The organism is Dyadobacter endophyticus, from assembly GCF_014641595.1.
Lineage (GTDB): Bacteria > Bacteroidota > Bacteroidia > Cytophagales > Spirosomataceae > Dyadobacter > Dyadobacter endophyticus.
In genome coordinates, this window is the sequence record NZ_BMIA01000001.1 from 2,165,660 (window position 1) to 2,185,773 (window position 20,114).

The following is a 20,114-nucleotide window of genomic DNA, read 5'->3' on the forward strand; positions in this document are numbered from 1 at the left end:
AAAATTATTCAAAAATCAGTTTGGGTGAGCCGCTCAGTTTTATGTTGCTTTTGGGCATGTTTTCCAACCGGATATTCTTGCCCAGCACCTCTCCTTCCAGCTTCAAATCCGAAACCTCGACATTCGTACAGCCATTGAACCAGAACATATGATGATTGCCCGATTGCGGATCAAGGTCGTTTGTGCGTATGATCCTGTTATTGCCAAAAAACAATCCTCGGGTACTTTTTGCGTACAAAACAGGGTAATCAAATGTTTTGAAAGTATTGCCTTCGATCCGGATATTGAAATGAACGGGCCTCCTGGCGTCCACCACTTTGTTCGACGGGTTAATGGCGATGACGGCATTGCCCGGGCCGCCCTGGTAAGCGCAATCGATGAACTCGTTGTTTCGGATCGTGACGTCGCGCACCGGGCCCGATTCATACCAGCCTTCCGCGTCCGCCTCGATAAGCACGGCGCTCATACCGGTGCGGAAGAATGTATTGTTTTCGATCACGGCCTTTCGTGGAGTTGTGAGAAGTATGCCCCGGGTATTGGTGCGGGTAAAATGATTGCCGCGGATGAGTACTTCCGGCGTCCAGGTCATGTTCTCTACACAATCGTGCTCTTCCAGGCCCGCCGGAACAGGCTTTTCAAAGGTTAGCAGCACCTCACGGTCGTTGAGCCGGCTAACTGCTTTAACCAAACCATGGGCAAACCGCTCCATGGAAGCCGAATGCACGAATGCTACCGTATCGCCCGGGAAGAATGCATTGAAACCATAGCTCTGGCCGTGCATAAACCGCACTTTGAGCGCGTTTACATCGGGCCTTCCCACAATGGGGAGGTTGGTGCCGTGCACGTTGATCGGGTCGTCATGCGCGCCTGAGAACCGGCAATCTTCGACGGTAACCTTTCCCCGACAACCCGAAAAGTGCATAAAATCGGCGGACGAGGCTATCATGCGGCCTGTTTCCGGTCGCGGCGCACAGGTAACGCGGCGCATGGTGATGTTTTCGGTGTATTGGCTCACAATGCCCAGGCCGTGCATATAATGCATGCCTACGTCTTCGAGCGTCACATTTCTGCATTCGCGGATATGCATCCCAACCTGGTCGCGTATGATGTCGCGGACGGTGAGGATATTACCAGGTTTGGGCGTAACACGGGTTTTGAAACGCACGCGGCCGGGACTGATTTCTGTCGCCTGCGCGTTCGCAAAAGGCTTCCAGTCGCTGTAACGCATGGTTTTCAGGGTAGTATCAAACTCTACGGCGTGGAAATGCGTCGTTTTCCAGCCTTCTCCAAACCATTCCAGTCTGCCGTCTCGGATCGCATAACGTGCATCGCGCTGAATGTCCAGCTCGACTTCGCCATTGGCAACCTTCGCGTACCGCATTTCCGACATCGTCGGCCGTTCGAAATCGACGTGGATATTTTGCAGCTTCACATTTTCGCAGCGATCCAGCACGATCGTCGTCATTTTGCCATGAAAGACAAACAGCGCGCCGCTGCCTTCGATCGTCAGGTTACGGGCGTTCCTGAACAGCATGCCGATGATGCGGATTTTAAGCGAATCCTCGGCTTCGGTAGCCGTATTTGAAATGAAATACCTTTCACGGATAGCACCATCCGGCCAGAAATCATAACGGCCTTTCGGGAACGTCACGGTTGTCTTTCCGGTGCGGATCGCCTCGTCAATCACCTGCTGAACGCGGGCGGTGATGTTTTCGTAAGTATCGGGGCGAATGCCCGCGTCGGCGACTGAAACCGTTTGGGCTTGGGAATGACTGAGAAGCAGTAACGCGCCGCAAAGCGCGGCATAAAAGCGGTAGAACAAGGGCATCGGGTCAGGAATCGTTAATCTGGCCCGCAAATTAGGTCAAAATCGAGATAGTTTATGCAAAAAAGAAGCCTGCCGGCATTCTTCGCAAAAAACTGTGAAGTGCCGACAGGATTTTTAATGGACCATTATGCTTAGTAAGCGTGTGGGTAATAGGCATTTGTGACCTTCCCGTCCGCATACAATTCGAGCATGGCAAAGCCCGGCGGCGTTTCCTGGTAGTAATTCGGTGCAGCCGATTCGGCGTCCCCTTTCCCCCACCAAAAGCCGCTCATCGCGCCATTGCAGCAATATTGTATACCATTGTACTCGGTATGGTCCTGCAAATGCTGGTGCCCGCTGAGGCAAATGCGAACCTTGTCGCGATGCTTGTAAAAAAGATTTTTCAGCTTCTTGTAATCCGAATGCCCTCCCCCGCCCGCGAGCATAGGCGTAGCGCCCAGGATCGGGTAATGCGACATCAGGAGCACAAATGTTTCCGGTGCGAGTTTCGCCAGGTCCGCTTCCAGCCATTGGTATTGTTCGTCGTCCAGTGAAACGTGCTCGTTGTTCCCGTCAAGGATCACAAAATGCCAGTTCTTTTTGGTAAAACTGTAATAGCGGCCCGGCGTTTTGAGCCTTTTGACCACATAGTTCTTGCCGTACATTTCATCCTCCTTCGAAGGCGCCGCCCACCAGGGATCGTGGTTGCCGATGCAGCTGTGGATCTCGTAACCTTTCAGATTTGCCGTGCATTCGTCCCATAACTTCCAGTAGCCGAGCATGGTGTCACGGGTAACATCCTTATAATCTGCGGCGTGGATGGAGTCGCCGCCATTGAGGAAGAAATCGGGTTTATGTTTCAAAACGTCGGCGAGGCACTTTTTGAAACGGTTCGGCGCGTCGTCGCCTTCGCGGATATGCACGTCGGTAATGTGTGCGATTTTCAGTACCGGCTTATCGGCAACATGCCCGGCATTGGTAGCCGGGCCAGTTATCGAAGCAGCCGTGAGCAATCCGGTGTTACGGATCCAGGAACGTCTGTTCATTGTATTGATTTTAAATTAATTCCACCCAAAAACCTGCTTCAACTTGGGGTTCAGCAGCATTTCTTTCTGAGGGATAGGTCGGTAATAATATTTCGGGTCTTCAAATTTGCGGGCCGCTGTTTCGGTCACCATAGTACCACCGGCATTGCCGTTTTTGAGGTATACGGTTACGTCCTCGCCGATGGAGCCGGCGCGGTAGTAGATCAGAGCCACGCCGAGGCTGTTCTTTTCCTTGTCCTTCTCGGTCGGGATCGTTTTCGACTTGTCGATCAGGATAATGTCCTCCACGCCGTCGCCTGTCAGGTCATATTTGCCCAGGCCGGCGAAGTACATCCCTTCCGGGATCACGGTCAGCAACTTGCCGGCCTGCCAGCGCATTACGTCGTCGAAACGGAGGTTTTCGAATGCAAATTCCACCCTTCTTTCGCGGCGGATTTCCAGGATCACCCCGCGGTTGGCGCCCGTTACATTCGGGTATTTGGCGGCCAGAAAAGCATCCGGTTTAGCATTGGCTTCCGCCAGCAGTAAATCCGGCAGCCCTACCCGCGTACGGATCAGCTTCACTGATTTATCCAGGTCAGCCTGCGTCAGCGTCCCGAGTTCAGCTTTGGCCTCGGCATAAGTAAGAAGCACTTCGGCGTAGCGATAAACCGGGAAATCGGCGCCATTCAGGGCGTTGTTATCAGTAGTATTCATATACCCCTTCAACTGGTGATACCCTGTGAAGTTCTTGTTCAACCGCTGGATGTAGGGCGTGGCGTCGGGCACACGCACCCAGCCCGGGTACACGAGGGTTTGAGCCAGGCGCGGATCGCGGTTCTCAAATTCTTTGACAAAGCCAAACTGCTGGTAACCCGCAATATCGGTGAAACGGGAACCGTCCTTCATGAGGTAGGTTTGCACGAGGTCACGCGAGGGTGCCTGCTCGTAATCGCCGAAAACGGTGCTGTTGACATTACCTCCGGCCTGTTGCGCCTGATCATACTCATTCACCAAAATCACTTCTTTGTTCTGGCTCAGGTCCAGGCTATTGAACAGCGCAGCATAATCGGTATTAGGCTTGTTCGAATTGGAGATATTGAATTTTTGGGAAGCCATAATGTCTGCCGATACGCTCGCGGCGGTCTCCAGAAACTTGCCTGCTGTCGCCTGCAAGTTGAGTTCGGGATGATACTTGCGATAAGTGCCCTCAAAAAGGGCGGTACGTGCATATTGGGTCATCACGGCCCACTTGTTGGGTGTGCCTGAGGGAACCAGCTCTTTGGAATCGCCTACATTCGCTGCGGCATAGGCAAGGTCAGCCATAACACTGTCCATGACCAAGGTACGTGGGTCCTGCGGTTTGTATAAATCCTCGTCGTTGTCAGTCAATGTTTTAGAATACCAGGGCACATCGGAGAACCGGGCAACCTTATCCAGGTAAAACTGCGCGCGGTAGTAGCGGGCCAGACCGGCATAATGCGCTTTGATGTCCGCTGCCACCTGTGCCTTATGATAATTGTCGAGGAAATAGTTGATATTCCGAAGCCGGCTCCAATCCCAGCCACCGCTGATCGTCTGCGAACTGGGCGAACCCGTCATCACCACTTTCATTTCCACAGCACCGGTAGTGGTTGCATTGTCCGTGTCCTGATCGTTGAGATAAGAACCGATTCCCGGCATATTCAGCAGGCCGTTGACATAAAGTGCCAGGTCCTGCTGATTGTTAAAGAATACTTCCGGGGAAACTTTTGTCTGCGAGTACCTGTCCAGAAAGTCGTCGTTGCAAGAACTAGCTGCAATGAGCAAGGACAGCAATAAAATATGTTTTTTCATCTGTAATACGGATTTAGATAGAGATCAAAACTCGACGTTCACACCGAATGCGAACTTGCGCTGGAATGGGTAAGAAAAGCCCTTCGAGCTCTTGAATGTATCACTGCCCGCGATCACTTCCGGGTCGAAATACTTTTTAAGTTGAGAGAATTCAAAAATATTCTCACCGCTCGCAAACACCCTTACCCGGCTGATATTGTGCTTTCTCAACAGTGCGGTAGGTAATGAATAACCGATCGTAAGATTCTTTACGCGGAGGTAAGCAGCATTCAACAGGTACTTGGTTTGCGGAATATCGAGACCTGAGCTCGGCGAATAATTGTTATCCGCAAGCCACGATTGCAGCACCGGGTAATTTGCATCGGTGTTGGCATCGGCCAGGCCTGCTGCGATATACGACTGCGAATGCTTGGCACGCTGCTGGTCCGAGTCCGCCTGACCGCGGTAAAAGTCGAGATTCCAGGGGTACACATTGGCATAAGGCTGCTGATACGGACCCCAGTACAGGTAATGCTGCGGGTAATAATCTCCTTTTAAAACGCCTTGCAGCACTGCCGAGAAATCAAATCCGTTCCAATCGGCGCTCAGGTTGAAACCAATGCGGAAACGTGGTGTTGTATTGCCTATGACCTTCAAATCTTTCGGATCTTTGGCTGTTGCTCCGCGCATAATGCGGCCATCTCCGTCAAGGTCTTTGTATTTAGGCCAGCCGGGTACTATTGAAAGTGCTCCCCATGGAATAAGGTCCTTCTCGTCCAGCTTCGCGATCTCATCGGTATTCTTGAAAAGTCCGTCGTTCGTAAGTCCCCAGATTTCGCCGACCTCCTGACCCTGACGATAGTTCGCAGTAAACGTCTCCTGGTCATTCTTGAAACGGGTGATAACTGAGCGGGAATCGGACAGAATCAGTTTTGCGCTAAGCGACAATGGCTTGGCCGCCACTGTGTAAGCGTCGTTAAAGCCCAGCGTTAGCTCCCAGCCTTTGGTTTGCAGATCAGCCGCATTTTGCTTGGGCACCGTCGTTCCAAGGACACCGGGCAACTCCTGCCCTCCGGTAAGCATTTTGGTTGTATTACGGATATAATAATCGAAACCCAATGTCACGCGATCTTTCAGCACACCCAGGTCTGCACCGAAGTTAAGAGTCGATACACGTTCCCAGGTATAGTTCGCCGGGTTGATTTCCAGAAGGGGCGAACCGGTAATAACAGGCTGTTTGTCACCATCGATCAGATACCCCGACAGTCCCGTAGGCAATGCCTGGCGAAAACCGTAATAGGCCACATTCTGGTTACCGAGCTGCCCATACGATGCCCGGAATTTCAAGGTGGGGATAAAGGGCAATGTTTCTTTCACAAAAGATTCGGAACTGGCGATCCAGGCCCCCGATATCGATGGAAAAAAGCCCCAGCGATTGCTGGAAGGGAACCGTGAAGACCCGTCGTAACGGCCATTTGCCTCGATAATGTAGCGATCTTTGAAAGTATAGTTGATCCGGCCGAAATAGCTTCGGGTAGCATAACTGCTGTCCCCGCCAAAAGCCTTCGCACCGCCGCTCGTCACACTGAGATAGGGCAATGTGGATGAAATAACACCCGTTTTCTGCGCCTGGGTCGTATTATATCCGTAATACTCCTGGTTGTACCCGGCGAGAAGGCTGATCCGGTGCGTTCCGAGGGTTTTGGTATAATTTCCGAACAGGTCCAGGACATTGTTGACCAGGGTTCCGGACTTGTCCAACACGAAACCGGTGCCGTCGCTTTTCCGGATATCGCCCGGACCATAACCGATTTCATAAATCAGCTCATCCTGGTGGTACTTCCATTGTTCCCTTTTGAAACTCGCCGATCCGGTCACTTGCAGATCGCCATTCAAAGCGGTAATGATCCCTCGGAAAATATCCTGAAAGCCAAACATTTCTTCGCTCTTCTTACCACCGTCCCTAAGTTTTGCAGCAAGGCGGCCCGCTCCCGTATTCGCCCAGGTACCATCCGGGTTCACTGCAACCTGTGTGGGTTGCAGGGTATAAATGTCGGTAATGTCGGCAGTCGGAACAGCACGCTCCGTGCGGTAAATCGACAGGTTGTTATCCAGTTTCAGCCATTTCAAAGGCGAAAAGTCCAGCCTAGCGCGGGAAGAATAGCGGTTCCAGTAATCGTCGGTCAGTTTGTTCAGACCACCTTCGCGGTTATAATCTGCCGAAATATAGTAACCTACCGTCCGTTCATTGGCCGTTTTGGCACTTCCCGTGAAAGCGATGCTGTGGTTCTGAGAGAAACTTCTTTTGGTAAAAAAGTAATCGTACCAGTTGTTGCTGCCCATGTAGGCCCATTTGGTAGGGTCGGACGGGTCGAGGCGCGTGTCGGGCGTGGAAGGATTATCCGAACGTTCCTTGGCCCAGGCGTAATACTCATCTGAGTAGTTTACATAATCCCAGGGCGTGTTATCGGTAGACGTTTCGAGCACACGGGAGAAAATGTATGGGTCGGTTACTGGCTTGGGAAGCACCGTTGGCTGGCCCCAGGAGAAAAAGTTGTTGTAGGTAATGGATTGTTTGCCCCGTCCTCCCTGCTTGGTGGTGATCAGCACCACACCGAACGCCGCCCGCGCGCCGTAAATAGCCGCCGAGGCTGCATCGCGCAATACCGAGAAGGTGGCAATATCGGAAGGGTTTAAGCGGAGGAGATCCTGGCTGCTGGCCGCGGCGATACCATCGATCACGAACAGCGGCTCACCACCATTAATAGACGTAAAACCACGGATGTTGAAGTTCGGCACCGTTCCGGGCGAACCGCTCTGGTAGGTAATGTTAAGCCCCGGGCTTACCCCCTGCAAGCCCTGCATCACGTTCGCAACCGGCCGCGCCTCGAACTGCTTGCCCGAAATCTGGTCCACGGCACCGGTGATATTCACCTTCTTCTCGACACCGTAGCCGATCACGACCACTTCTTCGAGGTTGCCAGGATCAGCCTGGATGGTTACGAAGATCTCGCTCCGGCCTTTTACAAGCTCCTCCTGCGATTTGTAGCCAATGTAGGAGAACACGAGAATATCGTTCCCCGAAACGCCGTCGAGATTATATTTCCCGTTCTGATCAGTGATGGTCCCTTTCATGGAGCCCTTAATCACCACATTCACGCCAGGCAGAAGATCCTTTCCGTCCGTCACGGTTCCGGTCACCCGCAGGGTTTGCGCATAGGCCGGCACGAGCCACGCCCAAGTCATCAATACAGCCAGCAAGGCACACCGTAGCCACCTGGTACTGTAAGGTCTAGGTACATTTTTCATCATAAGTAAAAGTTAAAGGTTAACAACTTTTGAGGCATTTTCGGAATGCAAATGTCCTAATCAAAAGTTACGCCAATATTAAAAAATAGTTACCTGATTGTGATTATAAATTGAATGAATGTTCAATTAATTTTTAAATAACTAACACACTTCCGGTTTCCGCAAAAAACCGTATATTGCCTATCTGTTACACCCTGAACCGCCGATGGGAAGAAAAAGCCTTAAAGAAGCCCGCAAAAAAGAAATCATTAAAGTGTTTTACAGCCTGGCCAAGAAGAACGGCCTCGAAAACACCTCCATCGCCAAGATCGCGGCGAAGATGGAGATCAATCCCAGCCTCATTATCCATTATTTCCAGACGCGCGAAGATCTCGTGTCCGGGCTGGTCGACTATATTCTCGATAAATACAAGCTTATTTATAAGGTAAGCGCGGCCAACGCGACCGACTCAAGAAAGGCGCTGCTCGAAATCATCGGCAATATCTTTTCCAAAAAGTGGAATACGCTCTTCGACGACGGCCTGTTTTACGGCTGCTATGCCATGACATTCCATGACGACAAGGTGCGGGACCTTTATAAAAAGCTGCTGGATTCGCTTAGGGAAATGCTTATCGGGCATATTGAGCAGTGCCGTGCCGACGGCGTACTGGATGTGACCGATGTGGAAACGGTAGCGGATAATATTTTCGTACTCATCGACGGCGCCTATTTCTACCTCAGCCTGGTGTCCGACAAAGCCGAATACGAGCAGCGCCTGGCCAAATACCGGCAGCAGGCATTGTCGATCCTTCATTTACAGGAACTGTCAGAGGTGGCCGGATGATTTCCGCTTCAGCCTGCGGGCCACGGCCCCGATTCCGATCATCAGCCAGATCACATTGACGGCGACGTTCGGCTTGTCGCCATATTCGAGGGAATAAGCAATGAGGTTTGCCGCACCAACCATATTGAGGATGTGAAACGGGTAGCCATTGGGTTTTAGCACCCCTATCGTGAGCAGCAGGTATGCGAGCACGTATGCAACCACGCCCAACCAGCCCATTGTTTCCAGTATCAGTGCGGTGTTCATATCCATATTTTTACGCTACAATATTAACTCAGTGTACTTTCCCGGCCAAATAGCCCGTCGCCGAGCCCCAAACAAGCCATTATTCTCCATTTTGAAGGATTGGCCAAATAAAATCACCCAAATTCACAGTTTTGCGGAATTTCGGAAAGAAATAAGTTAATATCGGTAAAAAAGCCGCTAATTCACATCAAGTTTTTGGTTTTCCGACCTGCTAATTTTACAAATAGATAATTTTCAAAACCGGTCGCCCCGGCGGCACACTGGCCCAACTACCTGTACAACAGGCGGCAAGAATTTTATTGCCCTTATATTCAATAAAGCAGCTATGAAAATCCCTAACCCAAGCCTTTGTAAAAAACTTTACTTGCACACAATCAGCGCCTTATGCCTGGCCACGCCGCTCATTGCGCAACGGTCATTGCCTGCTTACCAGCCGAATCCGGCTGAGCTGGCAGCTTCGTATAAAAGGATGACATTGATGGATTCGCTGACAAAAGGCAGCGTGCTAAAAGCCCAGGTACAGCCCAACTGGCTCGCCGACGGGCAGTCATTCTGGTACAGGAATGTATTAAAGGATAGTTTGACTGAATATTTGGTTGTAAAACCGGGCGAAAACAAAAGGACTCCGGCGTTCGACAATGCAAAAGTAGCGGCGGCGCTGTCCAAGGCTTACGATTCGACGTTCTCGGCCACGAAGCTCTGGATCAGCGATATTCACTTCGAACCCGAAAAACACAGCATTATCCTTCAAAGCAAAGGGAAATGGTTTGCTTACGATACCGAGGCCGGCACGGCGCAGAAAATCGCGAAACCGGATCTGCCGAAACCCAAAGAAACCGGTTGGACCAGGCAGCTCAGCCGCTGGGGCCGTTTCCGCGCTGATAGCGTCTCGCCCGACCGGCAGACGAAGGCATTTGTCCGCAACGGCAATATTTACTTAGGTAAAAAAGATGGTAAAGACGGCAAACAACTGACCTACGACGGCAATCCGCTCAAACCTTACGGTGAACTGAGCTGGTCGCCCGACGGCCGGTACCTCGTGTGCTATCGCATCGATGAGCGTGACGAGCGTCAGGTAAGCATTATATTTTCCTCGCTGCCCAATACCACCCGCGGGGAGGTCAAAACACGCGGTTACGCGCAGCCGGGCGATGAATTTACCAGCTACGAAATGCATGTGATCGATGTGCAGACAGGCAAATCCGTGAAAGTACAATCCGAGCTGATCGACTTTTTCAATGCGCCGGTGATCCGCTGGCGGAAAGGCGATGCCACGCATTTTACTTACGAAAAAGCAGACCGGGGGCATCAACGGTTCCGGGTGATCGAGGTGGACGCTACCAGTGGCGCGACCAAGCATATTATCGACGAAAAAACGGATACGTTCATTTACCAGAACATGATCTACACGCATTACCAGCCTGACAATCATGAAATTATCTGGGTTTCGGAAAAAGACGGCTGGCGGCACATTTACCTGGTCGACGAGCAAACCGGCAAGATCAAGAACCAGGTCACCAAGGGCGAATGGGTGGTACGCGACATCGACAGCGTCGATACACAAAAACGCGAGGTGTGGTTCAAAGCCAGTGGGATGAATGCGAACGAGGATCCATACCACATTCATTATTACCGTATTAAGTTCGACGGAACGGGTCTGGTGAAGCTTACCGACCACGCAAAAGCAACGCACCAGCTCACATTCTCGCCCGACCGGGCTTTTTACATCGATACCTACTCGACCATGACGAGCGCGCCCGTTTCGGAATTGCGGAAAACCGCCGATGCCTCGCTCGTCATGAAGCTCGAAACAGCCGATATTTCACAATACCTTGCCTTGGGCTTCAAGCTGCCTGAAATCTTCAAAGCCAAAGGCCGGGACGGCCAAACCGACATCTGGGGCATCGTGTACCGCCCGAGCAATTTCGATCCGAAAAAGAAATACCCGATCATAGAAAACATTTATGCAGGTCCGCAGGATTCGTTTGTTCCCAAGGCATTCCGCCATTACGGTGAAATGCAGAGCATGGCCGAACTAGGCTTTATTGTAGTTCAAATGGATGGGATGGGCACCTATAACCGCTCTAAGGCATTCCACGACGTTTGCTGGAAGAACCTGGCCGATGCCGGTTTCCCCGACCGCATTGCGTGGATGAAGGCCCTGGCCGAAAAATATCCTCAGGTGGACTCGACCCGCGTGGGCGTTTACGGGACCTCCGCCGGCGGGCAGAACTCGCTGGGTGCATTGCTCTTCCACCCGGGCTTTTACGACGCGGCGGTTTCGGCATGCGGCTGCCACGACAACCGCGTCGACAAGCAATGGTGGAACGAGCAATGGATGGGTTACCCGGTGGGCAAGCATTACGACGAGCAGTCGAATGTGACCAATGCAGCCAAATTGCAGGGAGATTTGCTGCTGATCGTAGGCGAGGTGGATACCAACGTGCCGCCCGAAAGCACCTACCGCGTAGCCGACGCGTTGATCAAGGCCAACAAGGAGTTTGACCTGCTCGTTGTTCCCGGCATGGGCCATAGCGATGGCGGCATTTACGGACGCCGCAAGAAAAGGGACTTTTTTGTACAGAAGCTTTTAGGTGTAAATCCTCCGAACAGAAACAAGGTATCCGCCCCGGCACTAACAACGCTGGGAAAATAAAAACTGCAAAAGCAGTAAAAGGCAGAGCCCTTGCCCCGGTCTTAAGACCGGGGAGTAGATTAAAAGATTGAAAACAGCGCATTGAGCAGGTTTTGCTCGACAAGGATTGCTATGTCACTATTTTTTATAAAACTAAAAATTCAGCCCAGAAAAAGGCACTCAATGCTACTCTAACCCGGATCCAATGAAAAAAGCATTACTATTAATTTTCGCGGCCATACTGATGCACGGATGCGCTCAGAAGCGAAAGCCGGCACAACTTCCAGCCGCGTCGGCTGAAAGCGCCGGCCGCCGCATTGAGCTTTTGTTCCTCGGTCACGACAGCCGGCACCACTTTTCGGAGAAATACTTTCCGATGCTCTCGCTGCCGTTGTTCCAGAAGGGCATTAACCTCACTTACTCATCCGACCCGAATGCATTGAATACCGAAAACCTGGCCCAATACGACGGCGTGGTGATTTATGCCAATCATAACACCATTACCCCGGCGCAGGAATCGGCTTTAAAGACATTTGTAGAAGGCGGCAAGGCGCTCATTCCGCTCCATGCGGCGTCTTTCTGCTTTCAGAATTCGGATTGGTATGTCAAAGCGGTGGGCGGGCAGTTCAGTTCACACAAGTATGGCACATTCACCGCACCGGTGGTAAAGGCTGATCATCCGGTCATGCAGGGCTGGAAAACATTCGAAACCTGGGACGAAACTTATGTGCATTCGAAACTGAACCCGGATATTGTTGTGCTGCAAGAGCGCGTGGAAGGCGACCATCATGAGCCGTGGACGTGGGTGCGCACACAGGGCAAGGGACGTGTGTTCTACACCGCCTACGGGCATGACGAGCGCACGTGGAAACAGCCTGCATTCCAGGAACTGGTAGCAAACGGTATTATGTGGGCAGTTAGCGACGACGCGAAAGCGCGGTTAGCTAAATTCAATCTAACCAAACCCACCTACACCGACGCTGCCGTACCCAACTACGAAAAACGCGACCCGGCACCGAAATTCCAGCAGCCATTATCCCCGGCCGAATCACAGAAACTGACACAGGTACCCGTTGATTTTGAACTGAAACTCTTTGCCTCCGAGCCTGATATTGTGAAACCTATCGCGATGGCGTGGGACGAGCGCGGCAGGCTGTTTGTAGCTGAAACACAGGATTATCCCAACGAAGTCCGCGACCAGGACGGTGTGGGCAAAGACCGCATTAAAATCTGCGAAGACACCGATGGCGATGGCAAAGCCGATAAGTTCACTGTTTTTGCGGATAACCTCAATATCCCGACCAGCCTTGTATTCGCTAATGGCGGGCTCATTGTAGCGCAGGCACCGCATTTCATTTTCCTGAAAGATACCAACGGCGACGACAAGGCCGATATCCGCGAAAATATCATTTCCGGCTGGGGTAAAAGTGATACTCATGCCGGGCCTTCGAACCTCAAATATGGCTTGGACAACAAAATCTGGGGCGTACTGGGCTACGCAGGTTTCCGCGGGACGAATTCAGGTAAGCAGCTGAATTTCAGCCAGGGTATTTACCGGTTTGATAACGACGGCAAAAATCTCGAATACATCGGCAGAACCTCCAACAACACCTGGGGATTGGGCTTTTCCGAGGATTTTGAAGTGTTTATTTCAACAGCAAATGGGAATTACAGCGGGCACTTCGCCATGCCACTTGAATATGTAAAGCGTTCGGTAGCGGATGGTTCGGGCAATACGGTTTACAAACTGGATTCGCATTATGAAATGAATTACCTCACACCCGCATTGCGCCAGGTAGATTTTCACGGCGGGTTTACAGCTGCGGCGGGGCATAACCTTTACACGGCCCGCAACTTCCCGAAATCGTACTGGAATGCAACCGCATTCGTTTGCGAACCCACCGGGCGCTTGCTCTACCAGGCATTGCTGAAACCGAAAGGCGCGGGTTTTAAAGAGAAGAATGGTTTCAACCTGCTAGCCAGCGCCGACGAATGGTTCTCTCCCGTGCACGCGGAAGTGGGACCTGATGGGGCGGTTTGGGTGGCCGACTGGTACAGTTTCATCATCCAGCACAACCCTACCCCGCGTGGTTTCGAAAATGGTAAAGGCAATGCCTACATTAACCCATTGCGCGACAATCAGCACGGACGTATATATATGGTCGTTTGGAAGAATGCAAAAACTGCCCCGTATCCTAAACTGGACAAAAACGACGCAGCCAGTCTGATAGCCGGTTTGAAAAATGACAACATGTTCTGGCGCACCACGGCCCAGCGGCTGATCGTGGAGTCGAAGAATACTTCGGTAATCCCGGAACTGATCAAAATGGTGAATGACCAGACGGTAGACGAAATTGGTTTGAACAGCCCGGCCGTACATGCATTATGGACACTCAACGGCCTGAATGCGTTCAATGGACCAAACGAAGAGGCTTACCACACCCTGGTACGGGCCATGCGGCACCCGGCGGCAGGCGTGCGCAAGACGGCCGTAAAACTGCTCCCCCGCAATGACAAGACACTTTCCGCATTGAAATGGACGAACTCGCTGAACGATCCCGATTTGAAAGTAAGGCTCGCCACCATCCAGGCGCTCACCGACCTGCCGGCTTCGGAAGAAATAGGCAGAATGCTTTACCTGGCTGGTCAGGATTCACAGAATGCTGACGATGAATACCTGGCACAAGCCATTTTTTCAGGGGTTATCAAACATGAAAACGGCTTCAAAGCGGCGGCGGCGAAGCTCAAAGATTCGACATTGACCGCCCGGATCGAGCGCGGGCTGATTGAAGAAACTTATATGCTGAACCTCTGGTCGCCGCCTATCTACCCGCCTGATGTTTCGCATAAAGAACTTAAAATCAAGGCTATTATCACCAAAGCACAGGAGGACCTTTCCGGTGTGGCGGTATCACAGGGTAGCCGGCAGAACGGATACAGCCTGTACATGCAAGACGGCAAATTGCACTGGCTGGTACGCCAGGATGGCAAGTCTTATCAAATCACATCCACACGAAAACTGCCCGACGAACGCTTTAATGCCTATGCCACTCTTTCGGAAGGCGGCAAAATGACGCTGGCCATCGAGGACGAAACACCCGTAACCAGTAATGCAGCAGGGCTTTTCCACCAGCCTTTCACGCCAGACGACATCCGTTTGGGACGCGACTTACGCGACGGAAACCAGGTAGGCGAATACGCCGATAATGCAAGACTGCGCGGCTGGCTAGACCTTAAGAGCACCCTCCACCTTAACCAGGCCGTTCGAGGTCTGGCCCCCCAGACGCCCAGGACAGCCACCACACCAGCACCGGCAGAAGTGCCAAAAGGAAAAGGGACACCGGCAACCGTGAAACTGAAAGTGATTGAGCATGAAATGAAGTTCGACCAGAAGACATTCACCGTTAAACCCGGACAGAAAGTGACTATTCAGTTTACAAACCCGGATTTTATGCAACACAACCTGCTCATTATCAAACCCGGAACTTTGGAAAAAGTCGGCAATGCGGCCGACTTGCTGGCGCGGGAAGCCAACGCGATCGCGCTCAACTATGTGCCCAAAATGCCGGAAGTACTGCATGCAACGGAACTCGTAAGCCCCGAAGGCTATGCGACACTGGTGTTCATCGCGCCCGACAAGCCCGGCGATTACCCGTTCCTGTGCACGGTGCCCGGCCATTGGCGGATCATGAACGGTATTATGAAAGTGCAGTGAGTACCCTCAAATAAGTTTAACCATCTAACTCCAATTGTATGAAAAGACCATTATCCCGCCTGATCCGGGAACTGCACCGTTTTTGCCTCCTCGCGGCGGCGGTTGCCTGTTTCCTGAGTGAAAATGCCCTGGCGCTCGCCGCCGACCGACAGATTTCCGGCAAAGTAGTGTCCGCCGAGGACAAGAACCCACTGCCCGGCGTGACCATCATCGTGAAGGGAAAAAATACAGTAGGAACTGCCACCGATACGGACGGAAAGTTCAAGCTGAGCGTACCTGAGGACGCCGTACTGATTCTGAGCTACATTGGTTACGTGAGCCAGGAGTTGACTGTGGGCAACCAGAGCGAGATCAATGTAGAGCTGGCACCCGACCAGAAACAATTGCAGGAAGTCGTCGTGATCGGGTACGGTACCCAGAAAAAGGGCGATGTTACGAGCTCTGTGGCCAGTATCAAACGGGAGGACTTCGTGCAGGGAACCGTGCGCGATGCGGCCCAGCTGGTACAGGGAAAAGTGGCCGGTTTGCGCATTACGACGCCCAGCGGCTCCCCTACCGCCAATACGCAGATCAACCTGCGGGGCATCAACTCCATTGAAGGTGCTACCAACCCGCTGATCCTGATCGACGGTATTCCGGGCGGGCTTAATACCGTTGCACCGGAAGACATCGAGTCGGTAGACGTGTTGAAGGATGGCTCCGCGGCAGCTATCTACGGCACACGCGCCACCGGAGGGGTCATTTTGATCACAACCCGTAAAAACCGGGCGAATTCACGCGCTACGGTTGAGTATTCCAACTATGTCAACATCCAGTCTATCGCACGCCGCCCCCAGCTGCTGACCGGCGATGATTACCGTCAGAAAATCAAGGAAGGCATCGATTACACCGACTACGGTGGCAATACCGACTGGCTTTCGGAGATCATGCAAAAGCCTGTGAGCCACAACCACAACCTCACATTCTTCGGCGGCAACACCACGACCAACTTTACCGGATCGGTCAATTACCGCAACTGGGAAGGAATATTCCTGAGATCGGGCCAGAACCGTTTCACCGGTCGCGCCGATCTGAACCACGCCATGTTCAAAAACAAACTGAAAACCAACTTACAAATCATCAATCGCATTACCCGTTCGAATGGGGCCGTTTCGCCTGCGAACGACGATGCCGCCTACGGCTATGCCTACCGCCAGGCCATCATCCGCAACCCGACCGACCGTGTGCGGACCGATGACGGTAAAAAATGGCAGGAGCGCGACGGCTACTTCTATGAAAACCCCGTCTCGCTGCTCAACGAATCGAATTTCGAAAGCTCGTTCAAGGAAATGCGGATGGCCGGCAGCCTCGACTATGCGCCTATCGATGATCTGAATTTCAAGCTGATGGTATCGAATGTTCAAAACAGCAACCTCGAAGGCGGTTCTACCACATTTAACCACACGGCTACGCGCCTGAGCAACCAGAATGCGACGGCGTTCCGGAACACCTACGCCAACAACGAAAACCTGCTCGAATTCACAGGAAATTACTCTAAAACAATCGGCAAACACCGTTTCTCGGTACTCGGCGGATACAGCTGGCAGGATGCTACCTATGAAGCATTTGCAGCCAACAACTGGGATTTCCCAACCGACGCCTACGACTGGAACAACCTGGGCGCTGGCGGTGCATTGCAAAAAGGCCAGGCCGGTATGAGCAGCACGAAGAACAAATGGCAGCTCGCGGGTTTCTTTGGCCGTGTCACTTATAGTTTGAATGAAAAATACCTCTTTATGGCCAGCGTGCGCCGCGAGGGTTCGTCACGGTTCGGGGTGAATAACCAATGGGGTACATTCCCGGCAGCGTCTATCGGCTGGCGCATCAGCAAGGAACGCTTTATGGGCGGCCTCGGCGCGGCTTCGGACATTAAGCTCCGCGCGGGTATCGGCGTAACGGGTACGATCGCGAACAACCCGTACATGTCACAGATCAGCTATAATTTCGATCGCGGACAAGGTGCATTCATCGGCGGCAAATGGGTACCGGGCTTTGTCCCTGCCCGCAACTTCAACCCCGACCTGCGCTGGGAGAAAAAAGAAGAATACAATGCCGGGGTAGATTTTGGTTTTATGAAAAACCGCATCAATGGTTCGATCGACTTTTACAGCCGTAAGGTGAAAGACCTGCTCTACAACTTCCCGGTGCCTGTGCCGCCTTACCTGACAGGCAGCATGTTCATCAACGCGGGGGTAATGGAAAACAAAGGGGTTGAAGTGTTATTGAACATCGTTCCGATCCAGACGGGCGATTTCCAGTGGAACACAGGGGTTACCTATTCCACCAACCGCAACAAGCTCGTGAGCCTTTCGAACGATCAGTTCCAGGCAGCCAACGACTTCTTTGACGCCGGTTACACGGGCGAGCCTATCCAGATGAGCACCCACCGCGTGAAAGTGGGCGAACCCATCGGCCGGTTCTTTGTTTGGAAAAGCGTAGGGGTTGACGACAAGGGCGCCTGGCTCGTTGAAAACAAGGATGGCGAAGTGATCCCTATCGCCGACGCAGTGCCGGAGGATCGCCAGTATTATGGTAATGGTATTCCAAAACACATTGTAGGCTGGAACAACAACATCCGCTACAAGCAGTTCGACCTCGCTGTGAACATGCGAGGTGCATTCGGGTTCGACATTCTGAACTTCCAGAAAATGTTCTACGGCAACCCGCGAAACAAGGCCTACAACATGCTCAAATCAGCCTATGATCCAATCGACGGCAAGGTGTTGACCAGCGACCTCGTGTATGTTTCGCATTATATCGAAAAAGGCGATTACTGGAAAATCGACAACGTGACCCTCGGCTATACTTTGCCAGCCAATACCCTCAAAGGCGTGAAAAATCTGCGCATTTTCGTTTCGGGCCTCAACCTGGCGACCATCACCGGCTACACCGGCATCGATCCGGAAGGGGTAAGTTTCACCGGCTTCGCACCGGGCAGCGACTATCGCGACAAGTACCCAACCACCCGGACATTCACTGCCGGCCTGAGCGTCACATTCTGATCATTCAACTCTCGCAAACAATGAAAACTAAAAATATAAGATACGCGATCCTGGCCGCTCTGCTCGCCGGGGCCCCGCTCTACTCCTGCACCGATCTCGACGAACAAGTGTATTCCGAGGTACTCGGCAGCAGCTACCAACCTACCGAAAAAGACCTTCCGGCCATCGTAGCGCCCGTATATTCGTCGCTGCGTTCGCTCATGCTCGGCTGGCAGGGTTATTTCGATTTGCAGGAAGAAGCTGCTGACGCGATCATCACGCCCGTGCGGCCCAACGGCTGGGACGATGGCGGGACCTATCGCCGCATGCACCAGCACACCTGGACCTCGCTTCAATGGCAGCCCGAAAACGCCTGGCGGCAGGCATTCGCCAGCATTACAACGGTAAACCGCGTGCTTTCACAGATCGCTGACGGTGATTTGCCCATTGCCAATGGCAAGGATGCTACCATCGCCGAGCTCAGAGCCGTGCGCGCATTTGCCTATTACCTATTGCTGGATAACCACGGCAATGTACCCATTGTAACTGATTTTAAAGACGTTACACTTCCCAAACAGAGCACACGCAAGGAGGTCTATAATTTTGTGGTAAAAGAATTGACAGAATCGCTCCCCAACCTGAGCGAGAATGCCGCCACAACTTACGGCCAGATGAACAAATGGGGCGCGAAAACGCTTTTGGCAAAAATATACCTCAATGCGCAGGTGTACACCGGCACGGCCGAATGGGCGAAGGCGATCCAGGAGGCTGACGACGTGATCAAAAGCGGTAAATATGTGCTGGACGCCAACTATTCGGACGTATTCACCTGGACAAATTTCAACTCCAAGGAAATCATCTTTGCCATTCCTTACGATGAGATCTATGGAACAGGCAACCAGATCCACATGAAAACGCTCGACCCGCTGAGCCGCTCAGTGTACCCGATGAACGCCGGCCCGTGGGGCGGAAACTGCGCCGTTCCGCAGTTTATCGACACCTACGACGCCGCGGATAGCCGCCTGGCCGACACCTGGATCATGGGCCCACAGAAAAGTGCCGCAACCGGCGCAGTGGTAATCACCTACAACAAGGCCGTGCCGGGTATGGAAAAAACCGCATCGTCGGATGGTTTTCGGATTGGTAAATACAAAATTAAACCTAATGCAACCGGAAGCCTTGACAACGACTTCCCATTCCTGCGCTATGCGGATGTGTTGCTGATCAAGGCCGAAGGCTTGCTACGGACGGGTAAAGCCGCCGAAGCGGCGGAACTGGTTACCCAGGTGCGTCAGCGGGCATTCAAAGGCACGCCCGCTAAAGCGACGGTTACTGCGGCCGATCTGGCGAAAGGAAGCCGCTACAACTACGGTTACCAGGCTACCGACGGCACCATTACGGAGCGCCAGGGTGGCGACGATATCCAGTTCGGGCGGTTCCTCGACGAACTGGGCTGGGAATTCGCTGCGGAAGCACACCGCCGCCAGGACCTGATCCGTTTCGGGGTATACGAAACCAAAAAGTGGTTCAACCACCGTCCGCAAACGGTACAGCGCGCACTCTTCCCGATCCCGCAAAATGAAATCGACAAAAACCCCAATCTGAAACAGAACCCGGGTTACTGAACCATTTATTAATTTGGGTTAGGTAGTTCTCATTTGCTCACCGGACAAAGTATATTTGTTTCGGTGGGCAAATTTTTTGTTGTATTCCAAAACC

10 protein-coding genes are annotated in these 20,114 nt (G+C 52.4%); 5 read left to right on the forward strand and 5 right to left on the reverse strand.

All coding sequences use genetic code 11. The features are described from left to right. Nucleotides 1-4: 4 nt before the first annotated feature. The 4 genes from IEY24_RS08990 to IEY24_RS09005 all read right to left on the reverse strand — a co-directional run bounded on the left by IEY24_RS08990 (nucleotide 5) and on the right by IEY24_RS09005 (nucleotide 7,959). A complete protein-coding gene (locus IEY24_RS08990; protein WP_188930777.1) occupies nucleotides 5-1,828 on the reverse strand; it encodes a right-handed parallel beta-helix repeat-containing protein in 1,824 nt (607 codons plus the stop codon). A 131-nt stretch (nucleotides 1,829-1,959) separates the two neighbouring features. Next, nucleotides 1,960-2,853 (reverse strand): metallophosphoesterase family protein, encoded by an 894-nt coding sequence (locus tag IEY24_RS08995; protein ID WP_188930780.1) that lies wholly within the window; start codon nucleotides 2,851-2,853, stop codon nucleotides 1,960-1,962. A gap of 15 nt (nucleotides 2,854-2,868) precedes the next feature. Next, the gene (locus IEY24_RS09000; RefSeq protein WP_188930782.1) at nucleotides 2,869-4,668 is read right to left on the reverse strand and encodes a RagB/SusD family nutrient uptake outer membrane protein; all 1,800 of its coding nucleotides are present in this window, start codon (nucleotides 4,666-4,668) and stop codon (nucleotides 2,869-2,871) included. A gap of 24 nt (nucleotides 4,669-4,692) precedes the next feature. After that, nucleotides 4,693-7,959 carry a SusC/RagA family TonB-linked outer membrane protein gene (locus IEY24_RS09005; RefSeq protein WP_188930784.1) on the reverse strand — a complete coding sequence of 1,089 codons (3,267 nt, stop codon included), beginning with the start codon at nucleotides 7,957-7,959 and terminating at the stop codon, nucleotides 4,693-4,695. Nucleotides 7,960-8,161: 202 nt separating this feature from the next. Here IEY24_RS09005 and IEY24_RS09010 point away from each other — a divergent pair, with 202 nt between their 5' ends. Then, the gene (locus tag IEY24_RS09010) at nucleotides 8,162-8,779 is read left to right on the forward strand and encodes a TetR family transcriptional regulator (protein WP_188930786.1); all 618 of its coding nucleotides are present in this window, start codon (nucleotides 8,162-8,164) and stop codon (nucleotides 8,777-8,779) included. Here IEY24_RS09010 and IEY24_RS09015 read toward each other — a convergent pair. Next, nucleotides 8,762-9,025, reverse strand: a complete 264-nt coding sequence (locus tag IEY24_RS09015) for a CBU_0592 family membrane protein (RefSeq protein ID WP_188930788.1) — start codon at nucleotides 9,023-9,025, stop codon at nucleotides 8,762-8,764. The two genes, IEY24_RS09010 and IEY24_RS09015, sit on opposite strands and share 18 nt — an antisense overlap. A 325-nt stretch (nucleotides 9,026-9,350) precedes the next feature. Between IEY24_RS09015 and IEY24_RS09020 the strand changes: the two genes are divergently transcribed. From IEY24_RS09020 to IEY24_RS09035, 4 genes are all read left to right on the forward strand, one after another. Beyond that, nucleotides 9,351-11,681, forward strand: a complete 2,331-nt coding sequence (locus tag IEY24_RS09020) for a S9 family peptidase (RefSeq protein WP_188930790.1) — start codon at nucleotides 9,351-9,353, stop codon at nucleotides 11,679-11,681. A gap of 184 nt (nucleotides 11,682-11,865) precedes the next feature. Then, nucleotides 11,866-15,375, forward strand: coding sequence for a PVC-type heme-binding CxxCH protein (locus IEY24_RS09025; protein ID WP_188930792.1), 3,510 nt, complete (start codon nucleotides 11,866-11,868; stop codon nucleotides 15,373-15,375). 38 nt (nucleotides 15,376-15,413) lie between these two features. After that, a complete protein-coding gene (locus IEY24_RS09030) occupies nucleotides 15,414-18,416 on the forward strand; it encodes a SusC/RagA family TonB-linked outer membrane protein (protein ID WP_188930799.1) in 3,003 nt (1,000 codons plus the stop codon). Nucleotides 18,417-18,436: 20 nt separating this feature from the next. After that, nucleotides 18,437-20,020, forward strand: coding sequence for a RagB/SusD family nutrient uptake outer membrane protein (locus IEY24_RS09035; RefSeq protein ID WP_188930806.1), 1,584 nt, complete (start codon nucleotides 18,437-18,439; stop codon nucleotides 20,018-20,020). Nucleotides 20,021-20,114 lie beyond the last annotated feature (94 nt).